At 51.5% G+C, this 23,898-nt stretch carries 28 protein-coding genes; 13 read left to right on the top strand and 15 right to left on the bottom strand.

The genetic code is table 11. The features are described from left to right. Positions 1-90: 90 nt before the first annotated feature. Positions 91-651: a GrpB family protein gene (locus AAFJ72_RS04285; protein ID WP_432776193.1), complete on the bottom strand. Its 561-nt coding sequence runs from the start codon at positions 649-651 to the stop codon at positions 91-93. Positions 652-917: 266 nt separating this feature from the next. Between AAFJ72_RS04285 and AAFJ72_RS04280 the strand changes: the two genes are divergently transcribed. The 3 genes from AAFJ72_RS04280 (at position 918) to AAFJ72_RS04270 (ending at position 2,540) form a co-directional block, all read left to right on the top strand. After that, the gene (locus AAFJ72_RS04280; RefSeq protein ID WP_432776192.1) at positions 918-1,511 is read left to right on the top strand and encodes a YdeI/OmpD-associated family protein; all 594 of its coding nucleotides are present in this window, start codon (positions 918-920) and stop codon (positions 1,509-1,511) included. A 390-nt stretch (positions 1,512-1,901) separates the two neighbouring features. Next, positions 1,902-2,240, top strand: a complete 339-nt coding sequence (locus tag AAFJ72_RS04275) for a hypothetical protein (protein WP_432776191.1) — start codon at positions 1,902-1,904, stop codon at positions 2,238-2,240. 27 nt (positions 2,241-2,267) lie between these two features. Further along, on the top strand, positions 2,268-2,540 hold the full coding sequence (locus AAFJ72_RS04270) for a hypothetical protein (RefSeq protein WP_432776190.1): 273 nt from the start codon (positions 2,268-2,270) through the stop codon (positions 2,538-2,540). Positions 2,541-2,914: 374 nt separating this feature from the next. Here AAFJ72_RS04270 and AAFJ72_RS04265 read toward each other — a convergent pair whose 3' ends face one another. Beyond that, positions 2,915-3,001, bottom strand: coding sequence for a putative holin-like toxin (locus tag AAFJ72_RS04265; protein WP_425455805.1), 87 nt, complete (start codon positions 2,999-3,001; stop codon positions 2,915-2,917). A 263-nt stretch (positions 3,002-3,264) separates the two neighbouring features. On the opposite strand from AAFJ72_RS04265, the gene AAFJ72_RS04260 reads away from it, so the two are divergent. Both AAFJ72_RS04260 and AAFJ72_RS04255 read left to right on the top strand, forming a co-directional pair. After that, positions 3,265-4,140, top strand: coding sequence for a radical SAM/SPASM domain-containing protein (locus AAFJ72_RS04260; protein WP_122905143.1), 876 nt, complete (start codon positions 3,265-3,267; stop codon positions 4,138-4,140). A 34-nt stretch (positions 4,141-4,174) separates the two neighbouring features. Continuing rightward, a complete protein-coding gene (locus tag AAFJ72_RS04255; RefSeq protein WP_432776189.1) occupies positions 4,175-4,702 on the top strand; it encodes a DinB family protein in 528 nt (175 codons plus the stop codon). 48 nt (positions 4,703-4,750) lie between these two features. On the opposite strand, the gene AAFJ72_RS04250 is transcribed toward AAFJ72_RS04255, so the two are convergent. Further along, the gene (locus AAFJ72_RS04250) at positions 4,751-5,674 is read right to left on the bottom strand and encodes a GNAT family N-acetyltransferase (protein ID WP_432776188.1); all 924 of its coding nucleotides are present in this window, start codon (positions 5,672-5,674) and stop codon (positions 4,751-4,753) included. 151 nt (positions 5,675-5,825) lie between these two features. On the opposite strand from AAFJ72_RS04250, the gene AAFJ72_RS04245 reads away from it, so the two are divergent. Beyond that, a complete protein-coding gene (locus AAFJ72_RS04245; protein WP_432776187.1) occupies positions 5,826-6,449 on the top strand; it encodes a hypothetical protein in 624 nt (207 codons plus the stop codon). A 71-nt stretch (positions 6,450-6,520) separates the two neighbouring features. On the opposite strand, the gene AAFJ72_RS04240 is transcribed toward AAFJ72_RS04245, so the two are convergent. From AAFJ72_RS04240 to AAFJ72_RS04210, 7 genes are all read right to left on the bottom strand, one after another. Then, positions 6,521-7,006, bottom strand: coding sequence for an RrF2 family transcriptional regulator (locus tag AAFJ72_RS04240; protein ID WP_432776186.1), 486 nt, complete (start codon positions 7,004-7,006; stop codon positions 6,521-6,523). Positions 7,007-7,025: 19 nt separating this feature from the next. Then, positions 7,026-7,748, bottom strand: a complete 723-nt coding sequence (locus AAFJ72_RS04235; RefSeq protein WP_432776185.1) for a DsbA family oxidoreductase — start codon at positions 7,746-7,748, stop codon at positions 7,026-7,028. A 132-nt stretch (positions 7,749-7,880) separates the two neighbouring features. Beyond that, the gene (locus AAFJ72_RS04230; protein ID WP_432776184.1) at positions 7,881-8,522 is read right to left on the bottom strand and encodes an ABC transporter ATP-binding protein; all 642 of its coding nucleotides are present in this window, start codon (positions 8,520-8,522) and stop codon (positions 7,881-7,883) included. Beyond that, a complete protein-coding gene (locus tag AAFJ72_RS04225; RefSeq protein ID WP_432776183.1) occupies positions 8,519-10,174 on the bottom strand; it encodes an ABC transporter permease in 1,656 nt (551 codons plus the stop codon). The genes AAFJ72_RS04230 and AAFJ72_RS04225 overlap by 4 nt, the downstream gene beginning before the upstream one ends. 3 nt (positions 10,175-10,177) lie before the next feature. Then, positions 10,178-11,287, bottom strand: coding sequence for a Fe(3+) ABC transporter substrate-binding protein (locus AAFJ72_RS04220; RefSeq protein WP_432776182.1), 1,110 nt, complete (start codon positions 11,285-11,287; stop codon positions 10,178-10,180). Positions 11,288-11,404: 117 nt separating this feature from the next. Further along, complete coding sequence (locus AAFJ72_RS04215) at positions 11,405-12,829, bottom strand: ATP-binding protein (RefSeq protein ID WP_432776181.1); 1,425 nt, start codon at positions 12,827-12,829, stop codon at positions 11,405-11,407. Next, positions 12,826-13,503 carry a response regulator transcription factor gene (locus tag AAFJ72_RS04210; protein ID WP_432776180.1) on the bottom strand — a complete coding sequence of 226 codons (678 nt, stop codon included), beginning with the start codon at positions 13,501-13,503 and terminating at the stop codon, positions 12,826-12,828. Before AAFJ72_RS04210 ends, AAFJ72_RS04215 begins: the two co-directional genes overlap by 4 nt. A gap of 160 nt (positions 13,504-13,663) precedes the next feature. Between AAFJ72_RS04210 and AAFJ72_RS04205 the strand changes: the two genes are divergently transcribed. Beyond that, positions 13,664-14,188, top strand: a complete 525-nt coding sequence (locus tag AAFJ72_RS04205) for a superoxide dismutase family protein (RefSeq protein WP_432776179.1) — start codon at positions 13,664-13,666, stop codon at positions 14,186-14,188. Positions 14,189-14,408: 220 nt separating this feature from the next. Here AAFJ72_RS04205 and AAFJ72_RS04200 read toward each other — a convergent pair whose 3' ends face one another. Together AAFJ72_RS04200 and AAFJ72_RS04195 are read right to left on the bottom strand one after the other, a co-directional pair. Then, positions 14,409-15,254, bottom strand: coding sequence for a 1,4-dihydroxy-6-naphthoate synthase (locus tag AAFJ72_RS04200; RefSeq protein ID WP_432776178.1), 846 nt, complete (start codon positions 15,252-15,254; stop codon positions 14,409-14,411). Between the two features lies 1 nt (position 15,255). Next, a complete protein-coding gene (locus AAFJ72_RS04195) occupies positions 15,256-15,915 on the bottom strand; it encodes a futalosine hydrolase (protein ID WP_432776177.1) in 660 nt (219 codons plus the stop codon). A gap of 225 nt (positions 15,916-16,140) precedes the next feature. Between AAFJ72_RS04195 and AAFJ72_RS04190 the strand changes: the two genes are divergently transcribed. The 3 genes from AAFJ72_RS04190 (at position 16,141) to eutH (ending at position 18,893) form a co-directional block, all read left to right on the top strand. Beyond that, positions 16,141-16,740 carry a nitroreductase family protein gene (locus tag AAFJ72_RS04190; protein ID WP_432776176.1) on the top strand — a complete coding sequence of 200 codons (600 nt, stop codon included), beginning with the start codon at positions 16,141-16,143 and terminating at the stop codon, positions 16,738-16,740. 281 nt (positions 16,741-17,021) lie between these two features. Beyond that, complete coding sequence (locus AAFJ72_RS04185) at positions 17,022-17,222, top strand: cold-shock protein (protein WP_122905157.1); 201 nt, start codon at positions 17,022-17,024, stop codon at positions 17,220-17,222. A gap of 390 nt (positions 17,223-17,612) precedes the next feature. After that, positions 17,613-18,893, top strand: a complete 1,281-nt coding sequence (gene eutH, locus AAFJ72_RS04180) for an ethanolamine utilization protein EutH (RefSeq protein WP_122905158.1) — start codon at positions 17,613-17,615, stop codon at positions 18,891-18,893. A 98-nt stretch (positions 18,894-18,991) separates the two neighbouring features. On the opposite strand, the gene AAFJ72_RS04175 is transcribed toward eutH, so the two are convergent. Next, positions 18,992-19,099 carry a hypothetical protein gene (locus AAFJ72_RS04175; RefSeq protein ID WP_432776175.1) on the bottom strand — a complete coding sequence of 36 codons (108 nt, stop codon included), beginning with the start codon at positions 19,097-19,099 and terminating at the stop codon, positions 18,992-18,994. Between the two features lie 291 nt (positions 19,100-19,390). Between AAFJ72_RS04175 and AAFJ72_RS04170 the strand changes: the two genes are divergently transcribed. After that, the gene (locus AAFJ72_RS04170; RefSeq protein WP_432776174.1) at positions 19,391-20,272 is read left to right on the top strand and encodes a YitT family protein; all 882 of its coding nucleotides are present in this window, start codon (positions 19,391-19,393) and stop codon (positions 20,270-20,272) included. 180 nt (positions 20,273-20,452) lie between these two features. Here AAFJ72_RS04170 and AAFJ72_RS04165 read toward each other — a convergent pair whose 3' ends face one another. Continuing rightward, positions 20,453-21,166, bottom strand: coding sequence for an HAD family hydrolase (locus tag AAFJ72_RS04165; protein WP_432777144.1), 714 nt, complete (start codon positions 21,164-21,166; stop codon positions 20,453-20,455). A 141-nt stretch (positions 21,167-21,307) separates the two neighbouring features. Here AAFJ72_RS04165 and AAFJ72_RS04160 point away from each other — a divergent pair, with 141 nt between their 5' ends. Then, positions 21,308-21,724 (top strand): hypothetical protein, encoded by a 417-nt coding sequence (locus AAFJ72_RS04160; RefSeq protein ID WP_432776173.1) that lies wholly within the window; start codon positions 21,308-21,310, stop codon positions 21,722-21,724. 31 nt (positions 21,725-21,755) lie between these two features. Here the strand turns inward: AAFJ72_RS04160 and AAFJ72_RS04155 are convergent, their stop codons facing one another. Continuing rightward, a complete protein-coding gene (locus AAFJ72_RS04155) occupies positions 21,756-22,187 on the bottom strand; it encodes an acyl-CoA thioesterase (protein ID WP_432776172.1) in 432 nt (143 codons plus the stop codon). Between the two features lie 275 nt (positions 22,188-22,462). On the opposite strand from AAFJ72_RS04155, the gene AAFJ72_RS04150 reads away from it, so the two are divergent. Next, a complete protein-coding gene (locus AAFJ72_RS04150) occupies positions 22,463-23,371 on the top strand; it encodes a DMT family transporter (protein WP_432776171.1) in 909 nt (302 codons plus the stop codon). Positions 23,372-23,898 lie beyond the last annotated feature (527 nt).

Genomic DNA, 23,898 nt, shown 5'->3' with positions numbered 1-23,898 from the left:
CGGACAGTTCGCCTTTTAACTGGTCTCCAAAGCAAAATATACGTTCAGTTCAAGCCAGTTGCTTTCCCAAGTGCTTACGTCAATCCTTCGCTAACCATTTCCTCGGGCTCCCTCTTTCTTGTCCCTTCTTCCAGACGCCCATTCCATTGCCTTCCTTACCATTTCGGTGCAAAAAGCTTCTTTTCCATCTTGATAAACATGAACATTGTCCGGTGATTGTTTGGCCAAGTGTAATTTCAATTCCCCGTATGCTTTCGCTTCATCAGGATGATTCATCAGGTATTCTTTGAAGTTCAGATGATACTCGATGTTGATATTTCCGACCTCGTAAATATGTACGTGATGAGTTCTTTGGTCGCCACCTTTTGAAAAATATCGCCGACCAGCAATTCCTTGTTCCCCTCGTGGTTTATAGCCTTTAAGAATCATTTGTTCGTTATACTCGTCTACCTTGAGAATATCCTTGACGACAATGAGCATATCAATAATGGGCTTTGCAAATCCAATCTGAGGAACGGAAGTGCTTCCAATATGATGGATTTCAAGTAACTCGTCCGAAAATATGGATTGTAACAAAACTTTTTCTTTGCGGTATAAATCAAGCCATTTTTCCGTCCAGGGAGCAATCTCAGTTCTTCTCAAAATGAACACCCCACTTCAACCAATTATTGAAAGCAAGAAAAATAACCTCGCATCTTTTGGCACCCTCAAACTCAAGGAATCCGAAAACGCGACGTCGAATAAAAAGTACAAGCACGTCTTGTCTGTGCATACTGTTTTCTGTCAAGGATTACAAATGTAGTCTTCCAAGGATAGCTTACTGCTGAACACAAGTAAAGCCAGATGATTTCAGAAAGAACGGGAGAACAGCTATTCCCGACTGTTACCCGATGAACAATTAGTGAGGAGTGTCCTTGATGACAAAAAGCGAAAAGAACCCCAAGGTCGATGAATTTTTGAGCAAGGCAAAAAAATGGAAAGCAGAATTTGAAAAGCTAAGAGACATTGCTCTGGACTGTGGACTGACCGAAGATTTCAAGTGGATGCATCCTTGTTACACGCTTGACAATAAAAACGTCGTGTTGATCCACGGATTTAAAGAATATTGTGCGCTTCTGTTTCACAAAGGGGCTTTGCTGCAAGATCCTCACGGGATTCTCATCCAACAGACGGAGAACGTACAGGCGGCACGCCAGATTCGTTTTACCCATGTGAATGAAATCGTGGAAATGGAACCCATCCTGAAAGAATACATTCAGGCCGCGATTGAAGTTGAAAAAGCTGGCATGCAAGTAGAATTTAAAAAGAATACGGAAGACATCATTCCGGAAGAGCTCCAAACCAAATTCGCGGAAATCCCTGCCTTGAAAACGGCTTTTGAAGCGCTGACGCCGGGACGGCAACGGGCATACATCCTTTATTTTTCTCAACCCAAGCAAGCCAAAACCCGGGAGTCAAGGATTGCAAAATATACGCAGCACATTCTTGAAGGAAAAGGATTGCATGATTAGTCTATGGTGAGAAGACGCATATATCAAGCTTTACGAGTTTACTCTCTTTGCGTTCATCCTAACTTCTTCCCCCTGGCAACATTCACTCACAAATGTACAAAAGGCTATATCCTAGAAATATACCGGATTTAGCCTTTTTACGTTTGTTTGAGCGGGTAATAATATTGGGCTTGTAATAAGAGAAAAATTGGTCTTAATCCCTACATAATCGGGGAGTAAAAAAATTTTACACAACTTTACTGCAGGTGCAAACATTAGTTACATGCGCAAAAGATTATATGCAAAATATTATTTTTTTACTGAATATAAAATAAATCCCGCAGTATATTTGAAAATATATCCTTTAACGCTAATATTTGTTATGTACCAAATATTAGGGGTGATGGAAACATGTTTAATAAAAGGTCAATTGCCGTTTTATGCGCATTAAGTCTACTGGCTGCAGTGCCATCCGTTTCGTTTGCAAAAGAAAATAGTAAAGAGTCACTGAAACTCCTTGACGCCGAAAATCAAGAGGTCGTTGTAAACATCACCGAAGAAGCCCAAGGCATGGTCGCCCAAGAGGAAATCGAACAAATCGTACAGCAAGCTGGAGACGCTACAAGCATCACTATTCATAAAGTTAGTAAAAAAGCTGATGACAAATTAAAGCCGATGTTCCTCTCTGGTGTGTTAAGCGGATGGAAAGCTTTTTGCATGAATTCATTTGCATCTGTTTGGAAGGAATGATTTGCTTTCATACAAAGGAGGGTATCTATGACCAAGCTGCAAAAAGTTTTGTTGATCGTATCGGCTTTTGTTGCCGGTTCTTTCACTTGGGCAATAATTCCTACAGCCCAAACAAGTGATTCTCTAAAGGACTACAGGATCTTTTTCAGGGATGAAATCGGGAGCGGATTAGTCCACGTCAAAACTACTCCCCAAGGGGACCTCTGGATCTACAACGCAGGTGATCAGTCAATCTACTACATAGAAAATCCGAAAGAATCACAACAGATAAACATCCTAAAGAAGCAAATCCAGCCCTAAATATTTTGACCAATCAGTCGGAATCCTGTACGCGATTCCGTTTTTTCTTTATAGAAAAGTATATTAGAAAATAAATAACCAGCTATCTCTGAACTCTTCCGGCGGATGCCTGTGAAACATGACTCCCCAATAATCTCGTCCAATCTGCCAAGTCAAATCCCCAAGCTCCCTCCCCTCTTTTGGTTTACCATTCAAAAATTGACAAATATCGCAAACTGCACTATCCTAAATTTAACAGTAGATGCATATACTACAAAGAAGACCGTCCCGGCGGCAACCGGAACGGTCTATGCAATAGCTTGAACCCTGAAAAGGGAGCGGCTCCATTCGCTACACTTAGGAGTAACCGCCAGAGTTGGTAGCTCAAGGGGCGGTTACTTCTTCTTTTTGTCGAAGGACAAAATCAACACGATCAACGTTGCGAATGAAATCATCAACGTCAGCGCTTGATATACCTCCATGTTCTCCCTCCTCACTGTTCGGGATAGAAAGTGAGCCGCCGCCCCTTGGGAGCCTATACTGTTGTGTGTAAGGAATATTGTACCATATTTTTTCAGAAAATTCTATTACTAACATTTTATCTCAAAATATGTAAATTTTGTATAAGACAACGGTCATGCAACTGCCGTCCCACTTCATACACCATTACCCTTCCCCCGCCTCCTATGGTACTATGTGAGGTATATTCGCACTTCAAAAGGACATCAGGAATGGGGACAAAATTTTGAAAACGTTTAAAAAAGTTTATATAGAGATTACGAGCATCTGCAATCTCGCCTGTACATTTTGCCCGCCGACAGAGCGCAAGGCTACGTTTATCTCGGTGGAGAGCTTCGCGAAGCGGCTGGATGAGATCAGGCCGCACACCCGGCATATTTATTTGCACGTAAAAGGTGAGCCGCTGCTCCATCCGAAAATCGACGAGCTGCTCGACGTCAGCCATGAAAAAGGGTTCAAGGTCAATATTACGACAAACGGTACATTGATCGCGAAAAATCGACATAAATTGCTGGGGAAGCCAGCGCTGCGGCAGATGAACTTTTCCCTGCACAGCTTTGACGGCCATCTCGGTTCAACCGACCGTGAAGGCTATCTGCGGGACATTCTTTCCTTTGTCCGCGACGCCCAGGAGCACAAGGTCATCTTTTCCTTCCGTTTGTGGAATTTGACGCAGGATAACATTACGAACATTCAACAAAAACGAAACCGCCAAACACTTGCGATTATCGAGAAGGAATTCGCTCTCGATTACCAGATCGAGGAAAAGGTCGTACCTGGCAGCGGCGTGAAGATCGCCGAGCGCGTCTACTTGAACCAGGACCATGAGTTTCAGTGGCCGAGCATGACAGCGCCACGCGACGATGGCCGCGGCTTTTGTCACGCACTGCGCAGCCAGGCTGCGATCCTGGTTGACGGGACAGTCGTTCCGTGCTGTCTGGACGGGGAAGGTGTTATCAACCTGGGCAATATCCAGCAAACGTCGTTTACGGACATTGTGGAAGGCGAACGGGCTAACGCGATCGTCGACGGATTTTCGCGCAGAGAGGCTGTCGAGGAATTGTGCAAAAGGTGCGGGTATCGCCAACGTTTTGGCAAGTAGTCAATCATCTGAATGGAACGAGGGGGCGGTCACAATGAATTTCGCCATGCATGAGGCTGTAGAGGTTTTGGAGCGCACACCATTGCTCCTGCAACATTTTTTATCCGGTCTTGCAACAGGGTGGCTCACCTGTAACGAGGGCGAGGATACGTGGAACGCAGTGGAGGTTGTGGAGCATCTGATCGAGGCGGAGCGAACAAACTGGATACCGCGGCTGGAAATAATTTTGCAGGAAGGCGAAAGCAAGCCGTTCCCTCCTTTTGACCGCTTTGCGCACCTGAATGGACACAAGGAACAGTCGCTGGCGGAGAAGCTGCAAGAGTTTACAGCGATTCGCCAGCAAAATATCGCCAGGCTGAAGGAGTTGATCGACCCGGCGCTGCATCTGGAGCTGACTGGCCTGCATCCGGCATTCGGCTCGGTAAAAGCGCGGGAGCTGATTTCCACCTGGGTCGTCCACGACTTGACGCACATCGCGCAAATCGTGCGAGTCATGGCCAAACGATACAAAACAGATGTCGGGCCGTGGAAAGCGTATTTGGGCATATTGCAAGACAGATGATGCCTTTGGGCAAAAACGTGAGGGGGACGGCCACCCCCTCTTTTTCTTTTAGGGCAGCTCCGTAAAATACCTGACCTCTTCACTCTCCACATAAAAGCCGACCGATTTGTAAAGGGACAAAGCCGACTGATTGGTCGTCAGCACTGTCAGGCAGGTGTACGGCAGTCCATGTGCGTGCAAGTATTGAAGTCCCTGCGTCAGCAAAAACTTTGCGAAGCCGCGCTGTCTCCACGGTTCGCGTACGAACACATCCTCGATTACCCCATGATCCTCTTCCTGCCACGCCATTAACCCGGCTGCGAGCGTACTCTTGTCCCGGATGACGAGCGATGTCCAGAGTGGCTGCTTTTTGTATTCGGCCAGCCTTTCTGCCCCGAGCGGCGTATCCGGCCAAATCTCCGCTTCCACCTGCAAATATTGCCGTTCCTCTTCAAGCGTCTCCATCTGCCACGGCGAAAACTGAAAGGCTTCATCCAAAGCCCTCTCGCCAACGGGCTGATCGAGCTCGCGACGCATCCGAAACAGGCTGTTTAGGTGACGGAAGCCTTTTTCGATAAAAAAGCTGTTGTTGGCCGCTTCCGTCGAGTCGTTGCCCACGCACAAAGTCGTGCCGTACTCCTGCGGCAAATTCTGCTTTAGCTCGCTAGCCTTTTGATAGAGCAGACGGTACAGCTTTTCCAGCAATTCCTCGTCGTGCTCCCGCTCCGGTACGGTTTTCAGGTTGACGTAGATGGCATGCTTGTTTTCCGGTGGCCTGCCGGGTGGTACGACATTGACGACGCTTACCTGTCCCTTGGCAACCATCCTGTCGCCTTCGAATGCGCAGTAAACATTGCCCCAGTTCTCTTCGTCGCCGACCCACCAAAAAGTGGCGTTTTTCTTTGCCGTCACAGACTTGTACAGTTCGCCAAGCGACGGCATGTCTTCCTTTTGAAAATGGCGGATGGTCGTATCCGTGAATGGTTGGCTCAAGTCGGATCACTCGCTTTTCTTTTCATTCCTCCTACTTTACCATAGTTTCCTGAATATTTTCTATTATTTCATGATGCCTTGTGCTGTATGATAAAATGCTATATGCCAAAATGCTTGGCCAAAGCGATTTTCAACTCAAGGAGTGCCGCCTGTGAAAAAACTGGCCCAACTGCAGCTTGAGCATTTTCAACAGATGGAGCAGCTTGAGCTTCAATACTATAGCGCCGACTATATTACGCCCAGCCAGGAAAGCTACAACTGGTACCATTTCCGTCCGGACAGCATCGTCGCGATCGAGGCGGATAACCGCGTCGTCGCCTTTATGAATTTGCTCCCCGTAAAAAGGCATGTCTACGAGCAGATCGTAGCAGGCCGCTTCAACGACAGTCTGATGACGACCGCAGATATTGAAGATTTTAAGCAGCCTCCGGATTGTGCCTATTATTTTTTGTCCTGTGTAGTCGTCGCTGACACGTACCGGAAAAGCGCTGCCCTGCCCACGATGCTCCACCATTATCTCGGTGTGCTGGACAGCGTGGCGAAAAGCGGCATTCGCATCCACTCCATCGTGATGGAGGCGGTGACTGCGGCCGGCAATCGGTTTGCGAAGCGGCTCGGCATGCGGCTTTTGGGTGAAAGCAACCATGATTCACACGTCTACGAATGCGACTACGCGACTTTCAAGCGCCATGTGCTCGTCCGCTATCCGCTGCCTGATGCTCCACTCAAGCAAACGAAGAAAACAGACAGCCATGCTGCCGATGACCCGCAATAGCCAGCCAAGAGACGGCGGGTTGCTGCTACCGCTTGCATACAGCTTGCATCCAAAAAGAAAACCGACTCCTGCTACAAGAGTCGGTTTTCCTGCTTGATCTCCAGCAGTTCCTCGCTGGGGCCGATCTGCCCGATGCCGATGCTGTCCATTACATCCGCAAGTGTGTATTGCCCGAGAAACCGTATCAGTTGCCGCTCAGCCTGATTCATCAACGCCTCCAGATGGCGATCTAACTGTGCGCCGACCTCGCCGCAATCCAGTTCCTCTTGCCTGTCTTCCTCGCGCTCTTCCGGAAGGGCGCGGTAAATGTCGGCGAGCGTCAGCTCTTTCGGGCATCTCGTCATGTAGTAGCCGCCGACGCGTCCTTCCTTCGCCGCGACGATGTCGGCGCGGATCAACTGGGCCATGACCCGGCGCAAAAAAGTGGCATGCGTTTTCACCTGTGCGGCAATGGCGGCGCTGGACAACACGCCGCCGCTTTGCGCCAGCCAGACCAGTACATGCACGGCAATCCGAAAGCGCGGCTTGGCAATCTGATCGATTCGATTCAGCTTCATGCAACCACACCCTCGCCGTTTACAGCTTGCAGGAACCGTCCGCGCAGTTGTCCCCGTCTGTCTGTTCCTTTTCCTCCTGATCGACAAGTGTCAGAGGGGCAGCTGCGTTTTCTTCTTCCCACACTTTTGCCAGCACACTGAAAAACACTTCCCCCGGCTGGGCGCCGGAAACCGCGTATTTGTTGTTGAACACGAAGAACGGCACGCCTTTGATGCCGATTTCCGCAGCTCTGCGCTTGTCTTCCTGTACTTTGTCGCCGTACTCGCCGCTTTTCAGCATGGCGAGCGTCGCCTCGCGATCCAGCCCGACCTCGGAGGCGAGCTGCGCCAGCACCTCGTGATCTCCCAGATGTAGCGACTCGGTGAAGTACGCTTTCAGAAGGCGCTCCTTCATCTCTGTCATTTTGCCATGGGCAGCGGCAAAGTGAGCCAGACGGTGTGCGTCAAACGTATTCGTCGGAATCATCGTGTCGAAATAATAGTCAAGGCCGACGCTTTTTGCCTGCTGGGTCACACGCTCATTCATGCTTTTCGCCTGTTCCAGCGGCATGCCGTATTTGGTAGCAAGCACGGTGTGCATGTCCATATCGGTATCGCGCTCCATGGTCGGATCGAGCTGGAAGCTGCGGTAGACGACCTCTACCTGATCCCTGTGCGGGAATTGCGACAGTGCGCCTTCCAGATGGCGCTTGCCGATATAGCAAAACGGGCAGGCAAAATCAGACCAGACTTCTACTTTCATGTTTGTATCCTCCTCTTGTTCAGCGGTCAAGCCGCAATCGCGCAATCCATAAACTGCAATCGTTGCAAGCACATTATACACGATGCGGGAAAACGTTGCTGAACTTTTCAGGAGGAAACGACACTTTGCCCGTCAGCGAGCCATGCGGATGATGCGGTCACAGATCGTCTCCGCGTCCTCCCTGTCATGAGTGACCAATATCGTCGTAATGTGCGCTGCCCGCAGCAGCGTCTTCAATTCCTCGCGTATTTTCTGTTTCAGATCTGCGTCCAGGTTGCTGAACGGTTCATCCATCAACAGAATGGCGGGACGAGGGGCCAACGCCCTGGCAAACGCCACCCGCTGCTGCTGTCCGCCGCTCAGCTCATGCGGGTAGCGCTTGCCGAAGCCTTCCATTTGCACCAGCGCAAGCATTTCCCGCAGCCGCACTTCCCGTTCTTTTTTCGGCAAGCGATGCAGACCAAACAAAATATTTTGCTCGACCGTCAAATGCGGAAACAGCGCGTAGTCCTGAAAAATCATTCCGACTCCGCGGTGTTCAGGCTCGACGAACTGCCGCTCATCGACCAGCACCCGTTCGCCGATGCGGATTCGTCCGCCTGCGGGAGCCTCCAGTCCTGCGATCAGGCGCAGCAACGTACTTTTTCCACAGCCGCTGCTCCCCAGTATCCCGACGATCTCGCCCTGCTCCATGCGCAGCGAAAAATTGCGCAAGACAGGCCCGCTCCCGGCTCCGTAGCCAAACGTGACGTTCTCCAGTTGAAAAAAGCTCATTTTGCCTGTCTCTCCCCTACCCAGTGATAAAAATAGACGGAAATGATGCCGACTGCGATGATAAACAGCGACGGAATCGACGCTTGCTGGATTTGTTCATCGCTGGCGTACTGGTACGCCTTCGTCGCCAGCGTTTCGAAGTTGAAGGGACGAAGCAGCAAAGTAAGCGGCAGCTCCTTGACAATCTCCATAAACACGAGAATAAATCCGGTGATAACCGCCCCTTTGATAAGCGGCAAATCTACCTTGAAAAAAGTCCGGGTCATCCCCATGCCAAGCATGCGCGCCGCTTCAGCATAACGGTTGCCCGTCTTCTCAAAGCCAGCCTCGACCGCGTTGTAGCCGACGGCCAAAAAGCGGATGATATACGCAAAAACGAGCATGAACAGCGACATGCTAAGCACCAGCTTGCCTTCCGAAAAGCCCAGCCAGACGTACAGCGGGCCAAGCTCTTTGTCCAGCGAAATCATGACCGCGAGCACACCAATCGACAGCACCGCCCCCGGAATGGAGTACCCCATGGAAATCAGCCGCGTCATGACCATGGCGAATACGGAAGTGCGGGAGTAGCGAATGACGTTGGCTACCGTGACCGCAAGCAGCATCAAGAGCGTGATGGACACAACGGAAATCGACAGCGTATTGGTCAAAAGCTGTACGAACCGCTCGTTCAGCACTTCCTCATAGGTCCATGTCGCCCAGACCGAAAGCTGCACCACGGGAATAAAAAAAGAAAAGGAGACGATCAGCATACAAAAGCACAGCGCGGCATACATGGGCAGACCCGTCAGTTTCCTTCTGCGCAGCGGCGTAACCCGGTTCGTCGGCGAGCTGAATTTTTTGCGTTTGCGCACCAGCCGCTCCACGACAAAAATGCCGATAATCAGGCTCATCAGCCAGGCAGCCAGACGAATCGCCGAATCGACGTCGTACATGCCAAACCACGTTTTGAAAATGGCCGTGGTAAACGACTGAATGCCAAAATGGTTGGTCACGCCAAAGTCGTTCAGCACCTCAAAGGCGACCAGGCTCGCCCCTCCGGCGATGGCAGCCTGCGAGAGCGGCAAGACAATGCGAAAAAAGATGTGAACCGAGTTTTTCCCGAGCAAACGGGCATTTTCAATAAACGCCGCACTCTGCTTCTCCAGAAACGTCTTCGTAATCAGGTACACGTACGGAAACAGAAACAGCGTGAAAATAAAAATGGCGCCCTTCATGGACATAATGTCAAAATAGCGCTGATCCAACGTCCAGCCTAAACTGTTTCGCAAAAAGGTTTGAATGCTTCCGGTATAGCTCAGCATGTTGCCATACGTGTACGCCGCAATATACGGCGGAATCGCCAGCGGCAGGACGAAGGCAAACGCGAAAAAACGGCGCAGCGGAAAATCGTAGGCAGCCACCAGCCAGGCGAGCGAAACGCCTACGATGATCGTACAGGCTCCCGTTCCCAGCACGAGCCACAGCGATTGCAGGGCGTAATCGAGCAGCATGTACTCCTGAATGTGCTGCCAGTTTTCATTGGTGTGCGCAAACAGGCCGAGCAAAATATAGAGAGACGGAAGAAGGGCCAAAAAGGCCCCCATCACGCTCAGCGCTACCCACCCGTTCAACTTCCGTTTCAGGTTTCTTAGCAACGCAGCTCCCGTCATCTTTTATTTCCACCCTGCTTTGTTCATCAGCTCAACCGCTTTTTTGTTGTGCTCGCCAAGCTTGGCAAAATCCAGCTGCTGCGTTTTGAACTCGCCCCACTCTTTCAACAGGGCAGGCTTTTCTGCCTCCGCATTCACCGGGAATTCAAAGCTGCCTTGTGTCAGCATTGTTTGCCCTTCCTTGCTGGTGATGTATTCGATCAGCTTGACAGCGTTGTCCTTGTTTTTCGCATGCTTGGTCAAGCCGATTCCGCTAATGTTCACATGCGTACCTGTCGTGGTTTGGTTCGGGAAAAAGACGCCGATGCTTTCTGCGACTTTCACTTCTTCCGCATCTTTGGAATGGAGCATTTGCCCGACGTAGTACGTGTTCATGATCGCGACATCCCCGACTTTGGCAGCGATTGCTTTCGCCTGATCGCGGTCTCCGCCCTCCGGCTTGCGCGCCATGTTTTTCGCGAGTCCCGTTGCCCATTCTTGTGCAGCCTGTTCGCCATTCAGCTCGATAAAGGACGCGACCAAAGACTGGTTGTACAAATTGGAGGAAGAACGGACGAGCACTTTGCCCTTCCATTTGTCTGTCGCCAAATCTTCATACGTGGACAGTTCTTCCGGCTTCACACGGTCTTTCGCGTAGACAATCACGCGCGCGCGGGTCGCCATGCCGATCCAGTGGTTTTCAGGATCGCGCCATTGGCTCGGCACATTTTTTTCCACCTCTGGGGAGGAAACTGGCTGCAGAACGCCGTTTTGCTTGGCATAGTTCAGCACGCCGCCATCCACGGTGATGAACAAATCCGCCTCGGAGCTTTCGCCCTCACGCTTCAGGCGTTCCACCAGTTCCTCGGCTGTGCCTTTTACTTCATTGACCTTGATCCCTGTTTGCTTGGTGAACTCGGCAAACAGCTTGCTGTCGATCTCGTAGTGCCGTGCGGTAAATACGTTGACGACCTGGTCCTTGTCCTTAGCGGCTGTCTCCTCCGCTTTTGGCGCGGCAGTGCCGGCTTGCGGCTGGCTCGCGCTGCTGTCTCCCTGGCCAGCTCCGCAGCCCGCCATGAATGGCACAGTCAGCATCGTAAAGAGCATGAGACTGAGCATGCTTTTTTTTCTCATTCTGAATCTTCCCCTTTTCCTCTCATTGTTTTGATAATGAATATCATTTCCAATCGACAAGGCTTATTCTAGCGAAGCAAAATGAGAAAACGATGAGAAAAATGAAAAAAATATTTGTCAGATGCCCTCCGCGTCAGAGCGGATCGGCAAAAAGACTTTGACCGTGGTGCCTTCATGCTCGACGCTCTCGATAGTCAACGCTCCATGGTAGCGCTCTACAAGCCGCTTGGCGATGGACAGCCCCAGGCCGTTGCCGTCCGCAGCTCCGTTTTTTCTGTTGCGCGCTTTGTCCACCCGGTACAGGCGATCTGTGACATACGGCAAATCTTTTGCCGGGATGCCAATCCCCGCGTCGCTGATTTCCAGACAGACCCGCTCCTCTATAACCGTTGCCCTTACCGCGATTTTTTTTCGTTCCTGCGAATACTTGACCGCGTTGTCCAAAAGAATCAGCAAAATCTGCTCCAGATGCTCAACCGAAATGGCCAGACACACTCCTGAGAGCACCTGCAAATCACGCTCGATATGGAATGCCGGGTGCAGCACTTTGACATTTTTGATCGTTTGCGAAATGACCTGTTCCGGTTCGCATACCGCGACTGCTTCATCCAGTTCCAGGTGCTCTGCCCGCGTCAGCACGAGAAGCTCCTCTACCAGCGCTTTTAGCCTGGACAGCTCCTCCATGGAAATTTGCAGCGATTCCTCCAGGACGGCGGGATCGTGCTTGCCCCAGCGGCGCAGCATGCCCAGGTGGCCTTCGACGATTGCAATCGGGGTGCGCAATTCGTGGGAAGCATCCTCGACGAACTGCCGCTGCTGCTGAAAAGACCGCTCCAGCTTGTCCATCATTTCATTGAACATGTTCATCGTCGTGGCCAGCTCATCGTGATTGTCGTAAAACTCTACCCGCTCGGACAGGCCCTTTTGCTTCACGTTTTTCATCGTCTGGTTCATCGCCTGCAGCGGCTTGACCAGTTGGCGGGCCAGGAGTCTTCCGCCGAGTCCGCTAATGATGACCGCCACAAGACAGCCGACCGCCATGAACCGGAACAGCGCTCCGCTCAACTGCTCGAATTCCTGGATGTTTTTCACGATTTCCACCGTGCCGTCAAACTGAAAAATCGTGATCGGCCGCTCCATCAACAGCAGGTTTCCGCTGATGTGCGCACTCTGCCATGGCTCGCGGGGTACGCTTGTGATCGCGGCAGCCATGCTGTCCCCAATTCCGTCCGACACGGCGGCAACCGGCACGCCTTGTTCGTCAAGGATGCGGATTCGCTGATTGTGCTGATTGATTTTTTGCAAAAAGCTGCGCATTTCGTCGAGATCGTCTCCTGCGAAGGTGCTTTCCCTCTCCAGGGCAAAGTTGAGAATCTCGCGCATCGTCTGCTCGGCGGCTTGCTCCTCCTGGCGCATCATCCACTTTTCTACAAAAAAATATTGCACGGTATTGTAGGCGATGAACACCAAAAAGAGCAGCACCGACGACCAGAGCGTCAGCTTCCATTTGATCGGCAGTCTGGACGGGGCGTATCTTTTCATTTTCGCATCGCGTAGCCGATCCCGCGAACGGACTGAATATAGCTGCGCTCATCGGGCGCATCGATTTTGTTGCGCAAATACCGCACATACACATCCACGACGTTCGTCTCGACGGCAGACTCGTATCCCCACACCGTATCGAGCAGCACGTCGCGCGGCAGGACGCGGTTAATATTTTTCATGAACATCACGAGCAGATCGTACTCCCTTTTGGTCAGTTCGAGGCTCTGCCCCGCTTTTGTCACTGTCCGCGCCTCCAGATCAACGGTCAGCTCGCGAAAACCAAGCTTCGAGCGCAGCGCGTCTGTCTGCTCCTCCTGCCTGCGAAACACGACGCGCATCCGCGCCAGCAATTCCTCAATCGCAAACGGCTTGGGAATGTAGTCGTCCGCCCCGCTGTCCAGACCTGAGACGCGATCATCCACGCTGTCTCTTGCTGTCAGCATGATGATCGGCGTTTTTTTGCGCTCGCGAATTTTGCGGCATACTTCCAGCCCATCCATTTCCGGCAGCATCAAATCCAGCAGGATGAGGTCCCATTCTTCCTTCAAGGCAAGTTCCAGCCCTGCTTTTCCCTCATCGGCAACCGCCACGAAAAACGACTCGTGACGCAGCTCCAGCTCGATGAACCGCGCCATATTTTTTTCATCTTCAATCAGAAGCACTCGTTTCATGTTTCCTCACCTTTTGTCCCAGGGGGAGAAGTCCATCTGATTGTAGATGATAATAATTATCAACGTCAATATAAGCCGCCGCAAGAAAAATGAACCATCCGCCCAGTCGCTACATAGGATGAACATCGTAACGACCACGAAAAGCGAAGGTGGAGTGAACATGAACGGATATTTTCCCTATTTTTACGATGCGCGGATGATTTCTTCCCACTACGTGCACACCCCGACACAGGCTTACGCCCAGATTCAGGGCGGCCCGCTGGCTCCGAATCTGAACGGCTACATCGTCTTTACCGATGTCCCCTACGGAACAGAGGTTTACGTGGAAGTGATCGGCTTGCCTCCTTACAAGCCCGCGACCGGCAATCAGCAGCCGATCGGACCTTTTGGCCTTCACCTGCATGAACACGGCGTCTGCGCCATCGGCAATCCGGACGATCCGTTCACCGCAGCAGGCTCCCACTGGAATCCGACCAACCAGCCGCACGGCAACCACGCTGGCGACTTCCCTGTCCTGTTTTCCAACGACGGATACGCGCGGATGAGCTTTTTCACCAACCAGTTCCAGGCGGCAGATGTCGTCGGCAAATCTGTCATCATCCACCAAAGCCCGGACGACTACCGGACGCAGCCTGCGGGCAACAGCGGCAAGCGGCTGGCCTGCGGGATTATCCATCCTGTGTAGCGACCGCGCCATTTGGCTATGCGCCATGCCAATCCATCAGGCGAGAGCGGGAGACAGCCCGTTCCGCGGGATCGCTTCAACCTCTCCAGTTGGCTGCCGTGGCAACAAAAAAGCACAGCGACGAAAGGCCCCTGTGCTTCCTACGTGTTTTGTTGTGGGCAAAAAGTTGCAACGGCAGCAAAAGTCCGTTCCTTCGCTTGACCGCCCTGCTTGTTGCCCGTTATCCGCGCAAAAGCGACAAGTCGAAGCGTGGGACAAGCCCTTCCTCGGCTGCACGCCCCAGCAAGGCGGTGATGGCAGCGTAGCCTTCCTCGCCGAGATTGCGCGTAAACTCGTTGACGTACAGCGCAATATGTGCCTGGGCAACCTCGAAGGACAGCTCCTGGGCGTGGCTCATGATGTACTCCTGCGAGGCGGCCGGATTGGCCCAGGCGTATTCTACCGACGCGCGCGTCCAGTTCGCCAGCGCTTCGAGATCCATTGATCGTTTCGCAATGATTGCCCCGAGCGGGATCGGCAAATTGGTGTCTGCTTCCCACCAGTTGCCGAGATCGGTCATGAGAGACAGCCCGTAGTTTTGATAAGTAAAACGCGCTTCGTGAATGACCAGTCCTGCGTCGATTTTGCCGTCGCGTACGGCAGGCATGATTTCGTGGAACGGCATCACGACGATCTCTCCTACTCCGCCGGGGACGTTTTGCGCGGCCCACAAACGGAACAGCAGGTAAGCTGTCGAGCGTTCGCTGGGCACGGCCACCCGCTTGCCGGAGAGCCTAGCCGGATCGCTGGCGCTTGCTCCTGCATCGCCCTGTGTCAGCACGAGCGGCCCGCAGCCTCTGCCCAAAGCTCCGCCGCAAGGAAGCAGCGCGTATTTTTCCAGCACCCACGGCAGGGCCGCATACGAAATTTTCATCACTTCCGGCCCCTCCGCACGAGTCGCCAGCGTGTTGGTAATATCAATATCAGCGTACATGACATCCAACTCGGGCGCACCTGGAATCAGCCCGTGCACCCAGGCATGGAAAACAAACGTATCATTTGGACACGGTGAAAACGCCATTTTCATCCTACAGCACCTCCCGCAATACTGTGCTTGCTTTTTGCAACGACTCCAAAGCGTCCTTGATCCGCCACGCCGCTTTGTTGCGCGGACCGATCGCGTTGGAAACGGTTCTGATCTCCAGCACAGGCACGCCAGCCGCTTGCGCTGCGACCGCAACACCGTATCCTTCCATGGCTTCCGCAAGCGCCTCTGGCATCCTGTCGGCCAAAGCCTGCGCCGTTTCTGCCGTTCCCGTCACCGTAGACAGCGTCAGAATCGGCCCGCGGCCAACAGGCAATCCCGCGCTTTGCATGGCGCGCTCCACCTGCTTAGCCAGCTCGCCTGGCACGGGAACACGCGCCGAGCCAAAACCGAGCTCGTCCACGCTGCAAAAGCCATCCGGCGTCTCAGCCCCCAAATCTGCGCACACGATCTCACTTGCAACTGCAATCGAGCCGACCTCAGCCCGTCCGACAAAGCCACCGCAAATTCCCGCGCAAATCACCAGATCATACCGCGACTCTGCCAGCGCCCGCGCCGTACTGGCAGCCGCCGAAGCAGGGCCAACCCCTCCAACGATAACCGTAAACCGTTCATCCGCGCCCAGTCCTTGCAAGACCGCATCCCGCTCCGCCGCAACCGAAGTCACGACCAGAATGCGCTGCTTGTTTTGTCCATCAAGCATTTCCTGCCTGCCCTCCTCTCCTTCTTTTTCGTACAGCTATCCTAAAAGAGTTTCCTCCTCCACGTTATCGTTACTTGTCCTCCGTGTAAAGAGTTTGGGTGTTCGTCAAACAAATCGCCTGCCTGCTGCCATCTGCGCGAACACTTTGGTCAGGTCAATACCCATGCATAAATTTTTCCTTGTACATGCATCCTGTTAAGGAAAAAGTTGCTGGAGGTATGCATCATGGGTAAAGATTTTTTAACAGCCGTAAAAGACAGACGAACCTATTACGGAATCAGCAAGGAAGCCGTAGTCTCTGACGAACGTATTCACGAGCTTGTGGAGGAAGCCGTAAAACATACACCATCTGCTTTCAACTCGCAAAGCGCCCGCGTCGTTGTGCTTCTGGGTGAGCACCACGACAAGCTGTGGAACATCACCAAGGAAACACTGCGCAAAATCGTGCCAGCCGAAAATTTTGCTTCGACCGAAGAGAAAATGAATGCGTTCGGCAATGGCTACGGTACGGTCCTGTTCTTCGAGGATCAAAGCGTCATCAAATCTCTGCAGGAAAAATTCGCTGCCTACAAAGACAACTTCCCGATCTGGTCCGAGCAATCGTCCGGGATGCTGCAATTCGTTGTGTGGACAGCGCTGGAGATCGAAGGCTTTGGCGCATCGCTGCAGCACTACAATCCGCTGATTGACGAAGAGGTTCAAAAAACATGGAACCTCCCCAGCGAGTGGAAGCTGATCGCCCAAATGCCGTTCGGCAAGCCAACGGCGCAGCCAGGCGAAAAACAGTTCCAGCCGCTCGAAGAACGTGTGAAGTTTTTCTCCTGATCTTCCAAGCAAGTTCCTCCATTTTATTAAAAAGGGCGGCGTAAAACCATTTCCGTCTTCTCGCCGCCTTTTTTCTCTTTTGCTGAACAAATGTAAAAGGAATTGATTGCTTTCCGCTCCTGCCTGTGATAGTATTAGTTTAAACAAAAGAAGTTTTTAAAGGTGTTCACATATTGTAAAGGGTTTACAGTTATGTTTGAACCTTTTACAATGTGTGAATTTTTATTTTATCCACAAATAAAAGTTGCATATTCATTTTAATTTTGTTGGAGGTAACACCCATGCAAACAGGTACAGTAAAATGGTTCAACGCTGAAAAAGGTTATGGCTTCATCGCAGTTGAAGGCGGAAACGATGTATTCGTTCACTTCAGCGCAATCGTTGGCGAAGGCTTCAAAACTCTTGAAGAAGGCCAACGCGTTGAGTTCAACGTGGTAGAAGGCAACCGCGGACCACAAGCTGAGAACGTAGTAAAACTGTAATAGACTCACCAAGCTGCCCTTGCTTGATCGCAGGGCAGCTTTTTTTACACGCTCGCTCTGGTCCGCACAGCCATTTTTTGCCAATCATTGTTCATCCATCCGGACTTTGTTCCTAAAAGAGCAGTTGACAACAGGCCAAGCTCCCCCATATAATCACGTTATAATGCAGCGAAAAGCAATGGCGCTTTCGTGCATGAATGTTCACACAGCAAAACAAGCAAAGGCATCTTGTAATCTCGTTTGAAAGCGGTTCCAGACGATTCTCATTTTTCGACCTGTTTCAACAAGTCCATACATGAATAAGCAAAGGCGCTTAGGACAAATTCCTGGTTTGCAGGGAGATCCTGGGCGCTTTTATTGTTTACATCTTTTAAAAAGGTGGGGTTGTCCATGGAGCACATTGGAAGTGTCATCATTTACATCATTATGCTATGCGCAGTCATCGGTGCTGTCGCCGCAATCCGCAACAGCGATGAAGGGCTTGGCAAAGAGTTCATGGAAGGGATTCACTCAACCGGTTACATCTTCGTTCCCGCAGCCGGGATCATGGCCTCCCTCCCTTACATCTCGTGGTTCGTGGAAAAAGCAGTCTCGCCGGTCTTCCACAAAATCGGCGCTGATCCTGCCCTCGCGGCAACGGCCATTTTGGCTTCCGACATGGGTGGCTACCAGTTGGCGAACATCTTGAAAAGCTCGACAGAAGGCTGGGTAATGGCCATGATTGTCGGTCTGATGGCTGGGGCCACGATTGTCTTCTCCATTCCCATGGGACTGGCCATGCTCGACAAGCGCGACCATAAATACATGGCGCTTGGCGTCATGTCCGGGATTTTGACTGTTCCGATTGGCGCTTTTATCACCAGTGCCATTCTCTCTTTGACGAACGCCCAGGTTCGTGCTGAAATCTCGACAAACGGTGACTCTACCTATGCGTTTGCCATCGGAATCGGCCAGGTGCTTTTGAACCTGTCTCCTATCCTGATTTTTGTCGTAGCGATTGCCGCTGGTCTGCGCTTCATGCCTGACCTGATGATTCGCGGTTTCATGATCTTCGGTAAAACAATGGACGCTGGCATCAAGCTCGTTCTCGTGTTCTCGATTGTGGAATACTTTACTGGTCTTTTCTCTACGGTATTTGGCTCGTGGGGATTCGATCCGATCATCGCCGACCCGACAGACCAATACCGCGCGCTGGAAACAGCCGGTTACATCGGTATCATGCTCTGCGGTGCGTTCCCCATGGTTTACCTGCTGCGCAAATACGCGGCAAAACCACTGGAAGCACTGGGCAAAAAGCTGGGCCTGAGCCCTACAGGCAGTGCGGGGCTTTTGGCAACTGTCGCCAACATTTTGGCCATGTTCCGCCTCGTGCGCTCCATGCCGCCAAAAGACAAAGTTATCAACATCTCCTTCGCGGTATGTGCCGCCTTCCTCTTGGGCGACCACTTGTCCTTCTCCGCGAACTTCCAGCCTAACATCATCTTGCCGGTGATGCTTGGCAAACTGGGGGCAGGTGTGATTGCGATCGCTCTCGCCTACTGGCTCTCCGTGCCAAAAGCGCTGGAGCTGGAGAAAAAAGACCGTGAAGCTGGCATCATCGGCCCTGACGAATATTTGGATGCGCATGGTGAGCAAAAAGCTTCTTCTGAAGTAGCGGCTACCAAAGAGTAAGGCGAAGTATCGCATTTACGCAAAACGAAAAGGCTGTTCCTGGTGACAGCCTTTTTGCTTTTGCCCCTATCCTTGTCTGGGTGCCCACAAGATCCCGCTCACGCCAACCAGACAGATGAGCGCTGCGCCTCTCTCAGCCAGACCAGGTATCCTCCGCCGCTCTCGGCCAATCCCGCCAATAGAAACAACACCATAGAAACTGCCATCGCATCCCTTTCCCAGCTGACGTCTAAGTTTTGCCATGCGGCATGAAAACAAGCAACACGTCTCAAAACGCTCTGCGGTACATAAAATTTTTGATAAACGCAACAAGAAGGTCGTTTCCGGATGAATGTCCCTGTCTGTTTGGGGAATAATCGGTTTTTGCTTCCTTTGCCGTATTTCGTTATTCATCTCAGATTTTGCTATTATTTTCGCATAATGTGCAATTAAGCAGTAGCCAATGAAAAATGAGTGTTATAATAAGAGAGTAAAAATTCACAATGGGGAGAGAAAAGATGGAACAACAAAATGCACAAGCCACTCATCAAAAATTACCCATTGGAAAGTTGCTCAAGAGAATTTTCTTTATTCTCGTCGGTGCTTTCCTTGTATCAGTAGCGTTGGAGATTTTCCTTGTACCGAACAAGATCATCGACGGGGGTATTGTAGGTATCTCCATCATCGCCTCACATCTCACCTCTCTATCTCTTGGCATTTTCCTGTTCTTGCTTAATCTGCCTTTTCTCATAATCGGGTATAAGCAAATCGGAAAGACGTTTGCCATTTCCACACTGTTTGGTGTCAGTGTCATGTCCGTAGGTACGTCGCTTTTGCACAAGGTACCTGGCCTGACGGACGATCCGCTGCTGGCAGCCGTGTTCGGCGGCATTATTATGGGGATTGGCGTAGGGCTTGTTCTGCGGTACGGCGGCTCTCTTGATGGTACGGAAATTATTGCGGTCTTGTTTAACAAAAAGACTCCGTTCTCCGTTGGTGAGATCGTCATGTTTATCAACCTATTCATTTTGAGCAGTGCCGGATTCGTATTCGGTTGGGATCGCGCGATGTACTCGCTGATCGCCTATTACATTGCTTTCAAAATGATCGATCTGACCATCGAAGGCTTCCAGGAATCCAAGTCCGTGTGGATTATCAGCGATAATCACAAGGCATTGGGAGACGCCATCGTTGCCCGTCTGGGACGCGGTATCACCTACCTGAAAGGTGAGGGCGGCTACACTGGTGATGACAAGAAAGTCATTTTTTGCATCATCACTCGTCTGGAAGAGGCCAAGCTGAAACTGATCGTGGAAGAAATCGATCCGAATGCCTTCCTGGCTGTCGGCAACATCCACGACGTACGCGGCGGACAGTTCAAGAAAAACGCCATTCACTAGGCAACTCACAAAAAGGTGTCGTCTGCAAAAGCAGCGGCACCTTTTTATGCTTGTTTCTTCGATTGGGGAGACTCGCGGGCGGATGGTTGGCACGCCGGCTGCTTGCAACACACCGTCGCTGCTGCCATACGTTACTACAGGCTGCTTTCGCTTCGACTTGTCGCGATCGTCTGCCCCTTGCTACAAATACGCTGGCAGTTGCTCCAGCCGCTCAATCACAGCCAGCGGCTTGTGGGCAGTCGCAGCCTTTTTCCCACGCGGATTGAGCCAGACAGCGGAAAAGCCCGCATCAATCGGTCCGGCAACATCAGCTTCCCACGTATCGCCAACAAACAGCACCTCGCTATTGGAAACGCCAAAGCGCTCTTGCGCCGCCGCATAAATTCGCGGGTCAGGCTTATGGTAGCCGAGCAGTTCGGAAATCACCACCCGCTCTTGCGGGAAGTAGGCCGACAGCCCCAAACGTTCCAGCTTGATAAAAGCCATATCTACAGGGCCGTTGGTGACGATGCCAAGCTGATACTCTTCTGCCAGCTTCGCGATTACAGTCTGTACGGCCGGATCAGGCTGGACGGCATCGAGGCAGGCTGCCTGGTAAACGCGCTGAAAATCGTCAGCCTCTTCTGCTGCGATCGTGCGGTTGAAGTCGGCCATGGCCCGCTGCAAGCGCAACTGGCGATACTGCGTAAAATCGTACTTTTTCGCTATGACATCTCCCCACAGGTCATCACCGTGGCGACGCAACGCCGCGAGCAACTCTGCGCCATCCAGGCCAGACGTGAGAGCATGGGTGGCAATCGTCTGCTGCATCCCTTTTTCCCAGCAAGCGGAAAAGTCAAACAGCGTATCGTCGAGATCAAACAAAATCGTGCTGAACAAAGACAATATGGTCACTTCCTCTTCCCTTTTTTCCGCCATTTTTCCTCTGAAAAAATATCTGCATAAGTCTCTGTCTTTTGCTAAGATCATTGTAACGGATTATAGGTGCCACCATCACGAATTTGGCACATTTTGCGAAAAAGGAGGCTGGCTTTTATGTCAGAAGCGAAACTTGACCAGCTGCTGGAAGGAATGAACGAGCTTCGTCTGGTTACCAGAGCCATTTTGGACAGGCAGGACGAAACGGACGCCAAGCTGGAAGCTTTAACGCTGGAGGTTCATCAGCTTAAAGGTGAAGTTGCCGAACTGAAGCGCGATGTTGCGGTATTGAAGCAGGATGTCGCCGAACTGAAGCAAGACGTTGCGGTATTGAAGCAGGAAGTTGCCGTGCTAAAGCAAGACGTTGCGGTATTGAAGCAGGAAGTTGCTGAACTGAAGCAAGACGTCGCCCAGCTTAAACAAGACATGGCAGAAGTCAAGGACGGACAGGACCGCCACGAACGCGTACTGGAGACACTGGCCCTGCGAGCACTGGAGTGGAATGCGTTTCGTCTCGACCATTTGCGCAAGTAACCGTGCCCGCAAGGCAAAAGGCCTGCTTGCCTCATTTCATGGCATCGGGAAGTGATGAGGATGCCAGTTCTTTTTCCAGTGCGGCTCTCAGTTCTTCCGGCAATGCGACAGAGCGTCTTGTGTTCGCATCGATCATGACCATCGTGACGTCGGCGTCAGCGACGAGCACGTCGTCCTTGTTGTATAGCTCATGGCGAATCGCGAAGCTTTTTTCTCCAACCCGCAGCACAGTCGTAAGCGCGTATACCTCTTCGCGCATGCGCAGCTCTTTCCGGTAATGAATGTTGATATTGACCACAACAGGCAATACGGCCCGCCGCTTCAACTCATCGAGCGTAAATCCAAGCTGCCAGATCCAGTCAAACCTCGCCCACTCCATGTACTCCAAATATTTGGCATTGTTCACATGACCGATAACATCAAGATCCGTAGATTGCACGGTAAACGCAAAGCGATGGGCCATCTTTCTCACTCCTTGGGATTGTTTTTCTCCAGTATAGCGAATCTCAGCTACTGAGTGAATATTCATTCAAAATATTCCGAACGATTCTGCTGGTCTTTCTCTCTGTTTCTCCTATAATAAAAAGAAAAGAACAAGCGAGGTGAAACGCAATGAATCGTCACCTGTTCGAATGCGATGTACCTGTCCTCGCCTAGTCGGTGAGGAAGCGTTTTTAACGGCCTCCCGGCTAACAAACCAGCCTGTACGATTCAGATCAATTCCGGGAGGGACTTATCATGTCGCAATCACAATGGAAGCAATCGTTATTTGGGGCCATCTGCCTGACGCTGGCTGCTGCAATCTGGGGTGGCGTCTACGTCGTGAGCAAGGTTGTGCTCGATGTCATTCCGCCGTTTACGCTTTTGATCCTGCGTTTCGGCATCGCGCTGATCGTTTTAGGGGCTTTTGTTCTCGCGCGCCGGGAAACCGTCCTGAAAAAAGATTATCCGCTGCTGATGAGCATTGCTTTTGTCGGAGTCACCATCTCGATTGCCGCCCAATTTCTCGGCACGAAGCTCTCGACTGCGCATATGGGGGCACTCATTACTTCAGCTTCTCCAGCTTTTATCGCCATTTTCGCGGTCTGGCTGCTGAAAGAAAAAATCCACTTCAAGCAGGCAGCCGGCATCTTGCTGGCAACTGTGGGCGTCATCATCGTCATCGGCGTACCGGATCAGGCGGACGCGGAGTCGTCGCTGACAGGCAATCTGATCCTGCTCGTAGCAGCAGTAAGCTGGGGACTTTACACTGTCCTCAGCAAAAAAGCGACGCAGCGCTATTCTTCCTTGCTCGTCACAACGTATGTCGCCTTGTTCGGTCTTATCTTCACCAGTCCCGTGATGGTCTGGGAGCTGTCGGTCACACCTGTCTCCTGGCAGTTTGGCTGGGAGATTTGGGCAGGAGTGCTGTACATCGGGCTCATCTCGACAGCCGGGGCGTTTTACCTGTGGAACAAAGGCTTCGAGCTGATGCAGGCAGGCAGCGGAGCAGGCTTCTTCTTTGTCCAGCCAATCGTCGGCGCTTTTCTCGGCTGGCTCCTGCTGCACGAGCACCTTGGCATCAGTTTTTTCGTCGGAGCCGCCTTTATTTTTCTCGGCGTAGCTCTGTCGAACTTGAACAAGCGTGAAACGTCGGAAAGCAATTGACTTTTCAAGCGGTGAGATCGTTACCAACCTGAGTAAACATGACTTCACCCCCTTTTTACGCGGAGCCCTTCAATTCTCTTGTCCGTGCACAGCGCGAACGAACATTTCTAAAACCGTATTTCGTTTAAATTGAAAGGGACTGTCCAAAAAGGGTAGTTTCCCAATCAGAAACATGGCCATATCAACGTTTCTGACAGACAAAAGGGGCGTCTCGAAGTCGAAATAGCGACTTTTGAGACAGCCCCTTTCTATGCCACTAGCGACCGCTGCTACGGACAAAAAGTCTGCGTCACGTATTAGGTATTACTTGTCAGGCGCGCTATCTCGTAAGCACTTGCTCTATGCGAAGCCAGAAAGTGAACATAGGCCTATACAACACTACGCATCCCTATCCCTGGCTGAAAACTATTCACATTACCACCGATTTGGAAATAATTCCAATTCCGACACTTTTCACACAGAAAGCCCCGATCACACAAAAAAAAGACGGCCTAAAGCCGCCAAATATATATAAAACGGGAGGGAAG

This window comes from Brevibacillus gelatini (assembly GCF_050920745.1).
GTDB classification, from domain to species: domain Bacteria; phylum Bacillota; class Bacilli; order Brevibacillales; family Brevibacillaceae; genus Brevibacillus; species Brevibacillus gelatini.
The sequence above is the reverse complement of the archived record's forward strand: the minus strand, read 5'-3'. Positions and strand labels throughout refer to the sequence as shown.

Coding starts and splice junctions, on each gene's coding strand:
- AAFJ72_RS04195 (WP_432776177.1), bottom strand. CDS start 15,915: ATGCTTGATGGACAAAACAAGCAGCGCATTCTGGTCGTGACTTCGGTT.
- AAFJ72_RS04210 (WP_432776180.1), bottom strand. CDS start 13,503: ATGAAACGAGTGCTTCTGATTGAAGATGAAAAAAATATGGCGCGGTTC.
- AAFJ72_RS04255 (WP_432776189.1), top strand. CDS start 4,175: ATGAATTTCGCCATGCATGAGGCTGTAGAGGTTTTGGAGCGCACACCA.
- AAFJ72_RS04215 (WP_432776181.1), bottom strand. CDS start 12,829: ATGAAAAGATACGCCCCGTCCAGACTGCCGATCAAATGGAAGCTGACG.
- AAFJ72_RS04275 (WP_432776191.1), top strand. CDS start 1,902: ATGTTTAATAAAAGGTCAATTGCCGTTTTATGCGCATTAAGTCTACTG.
- AAFJ72_RS04265 (WP_425455805.1), bottom strand. CDS start 3,001: ATGGAGGTATATCAAGCGCTGACGTTGATGATTTCATTCGCAACGTTG.
- AAFJ72_RS04150 (WP_432776171.1), top strand. CDS start 22,463: ATGTCGCAATCACAATGGAAGCAATCGTTATTTGGGGCCATCTGCCTG.
- AAFJ72_RS04220 (WP_432776182.1), bottom strand. CDS start 11,287: ATGAGAAAAAAAAGCATGCTCAGTCTCATGCTCTTTACGATGCTGACT.
- AAFJ72_RS04185 (WP_122905157.1), top strand. CDS start 17,022: ATGCAAACAGGTACAGTAAAATGGTTCAACGCTGAAAAAGGTTATGGC.
- AAFJ72_RS04205 (WP_432776179.1), top strand. CDS start 13,664: ATGAACGGATATTTTCCCTATTTTTACGATGCGCGGATGATTTCTTCC.
- eutH (WP_122905158.1), top strand. CDS start 17,613: ATGGAGCACATTGGAAGTGTCATCATTTACATCATTATGCTATGCGCA.
- AAFJ72_RS04280 (WP_432776192.1), top strand. CDS start 918: ATGACAAAAAGCGAAAAGAACCCCAAGGTCGATGAATTTTTGAGCAAG.
- AAFJ72_RS04230 (WP_432776184.1), bottom strand. CDS start 8,522: ATGAGCTTTTTTCAACTGGAGAACGTCACGTTTGGCTACGGAGCCGGG.
- AAFJ72_RS04160 (WP_432776173.1), top strand. CDS start 21,308: ATGTCAGAAGCGAAACTTGACCAGCTGCTGGAAGGAATGAACGAGCTT.
- AAFJ72_RS04270 (WP_432776190.1), top strand. CDS start 2,268: ATGACCAAGCTGCAAAAAGTTTTGTTGATCGTATCGGCTTTTGTTGCC.
- AAFJ72_RS04155 (WP_432776172.1), bottom strand. CDS start 22,187: ATGGCCCATCGCTTTGCGTTTACCGTGCAATCTACGGATCTTGATGTT.
- AAFJ72_RS04240 (WP_432776186.1), bottom strand. CDS start 7,006: ATGAAGCTGAATCGAATCGATCAGATTGCCAAGCCGCGCTTTCGGATT.
- AAFJ72_RS04235 (WP_432776185.1), bottom strand. CDS start 7,748: ATGAAAGTAGAAGTCTGGTCTGATTTTGCCTGCCCGTTTTGCTATATC.
- AAFJ72_RS04225 (WP_432776183.1), bottom strand. CDS start 10,174: ATGACGGGAGCTGCGTTGCTAAGAAACCTGAAACGGAAGTTGAACGGG.
- AAFJ72_RS04170 (WP_432776174.1), top strand. CDS start 19,391: ATGGAACAACAAAATGCACAAGCCACTCATCAAAAATTACCCATTGGA.
- AAFJ72_RS04190 (WP_432776176.1), top strand. CDS start 16,141: ATGGGTAAAGATTTTTTAACAGCCGTAAAAGACAGACGAACCTATTAC.
- AAFJ72_RS04175 (WP_432776175.1), bottom strand. CDS start 19,099: ATGGCAGTTTCTATGGTGTTGTTTCTATTGGCGGGATTGGCCGAGAGC.
- AAFJ72_RS04200 (WP_432776178.1), bottom strand. CDS start 15,254: ATGAAAATGGCGTTTTCACCGTGTCCAAATGATACGTTTGTTTTCCAT.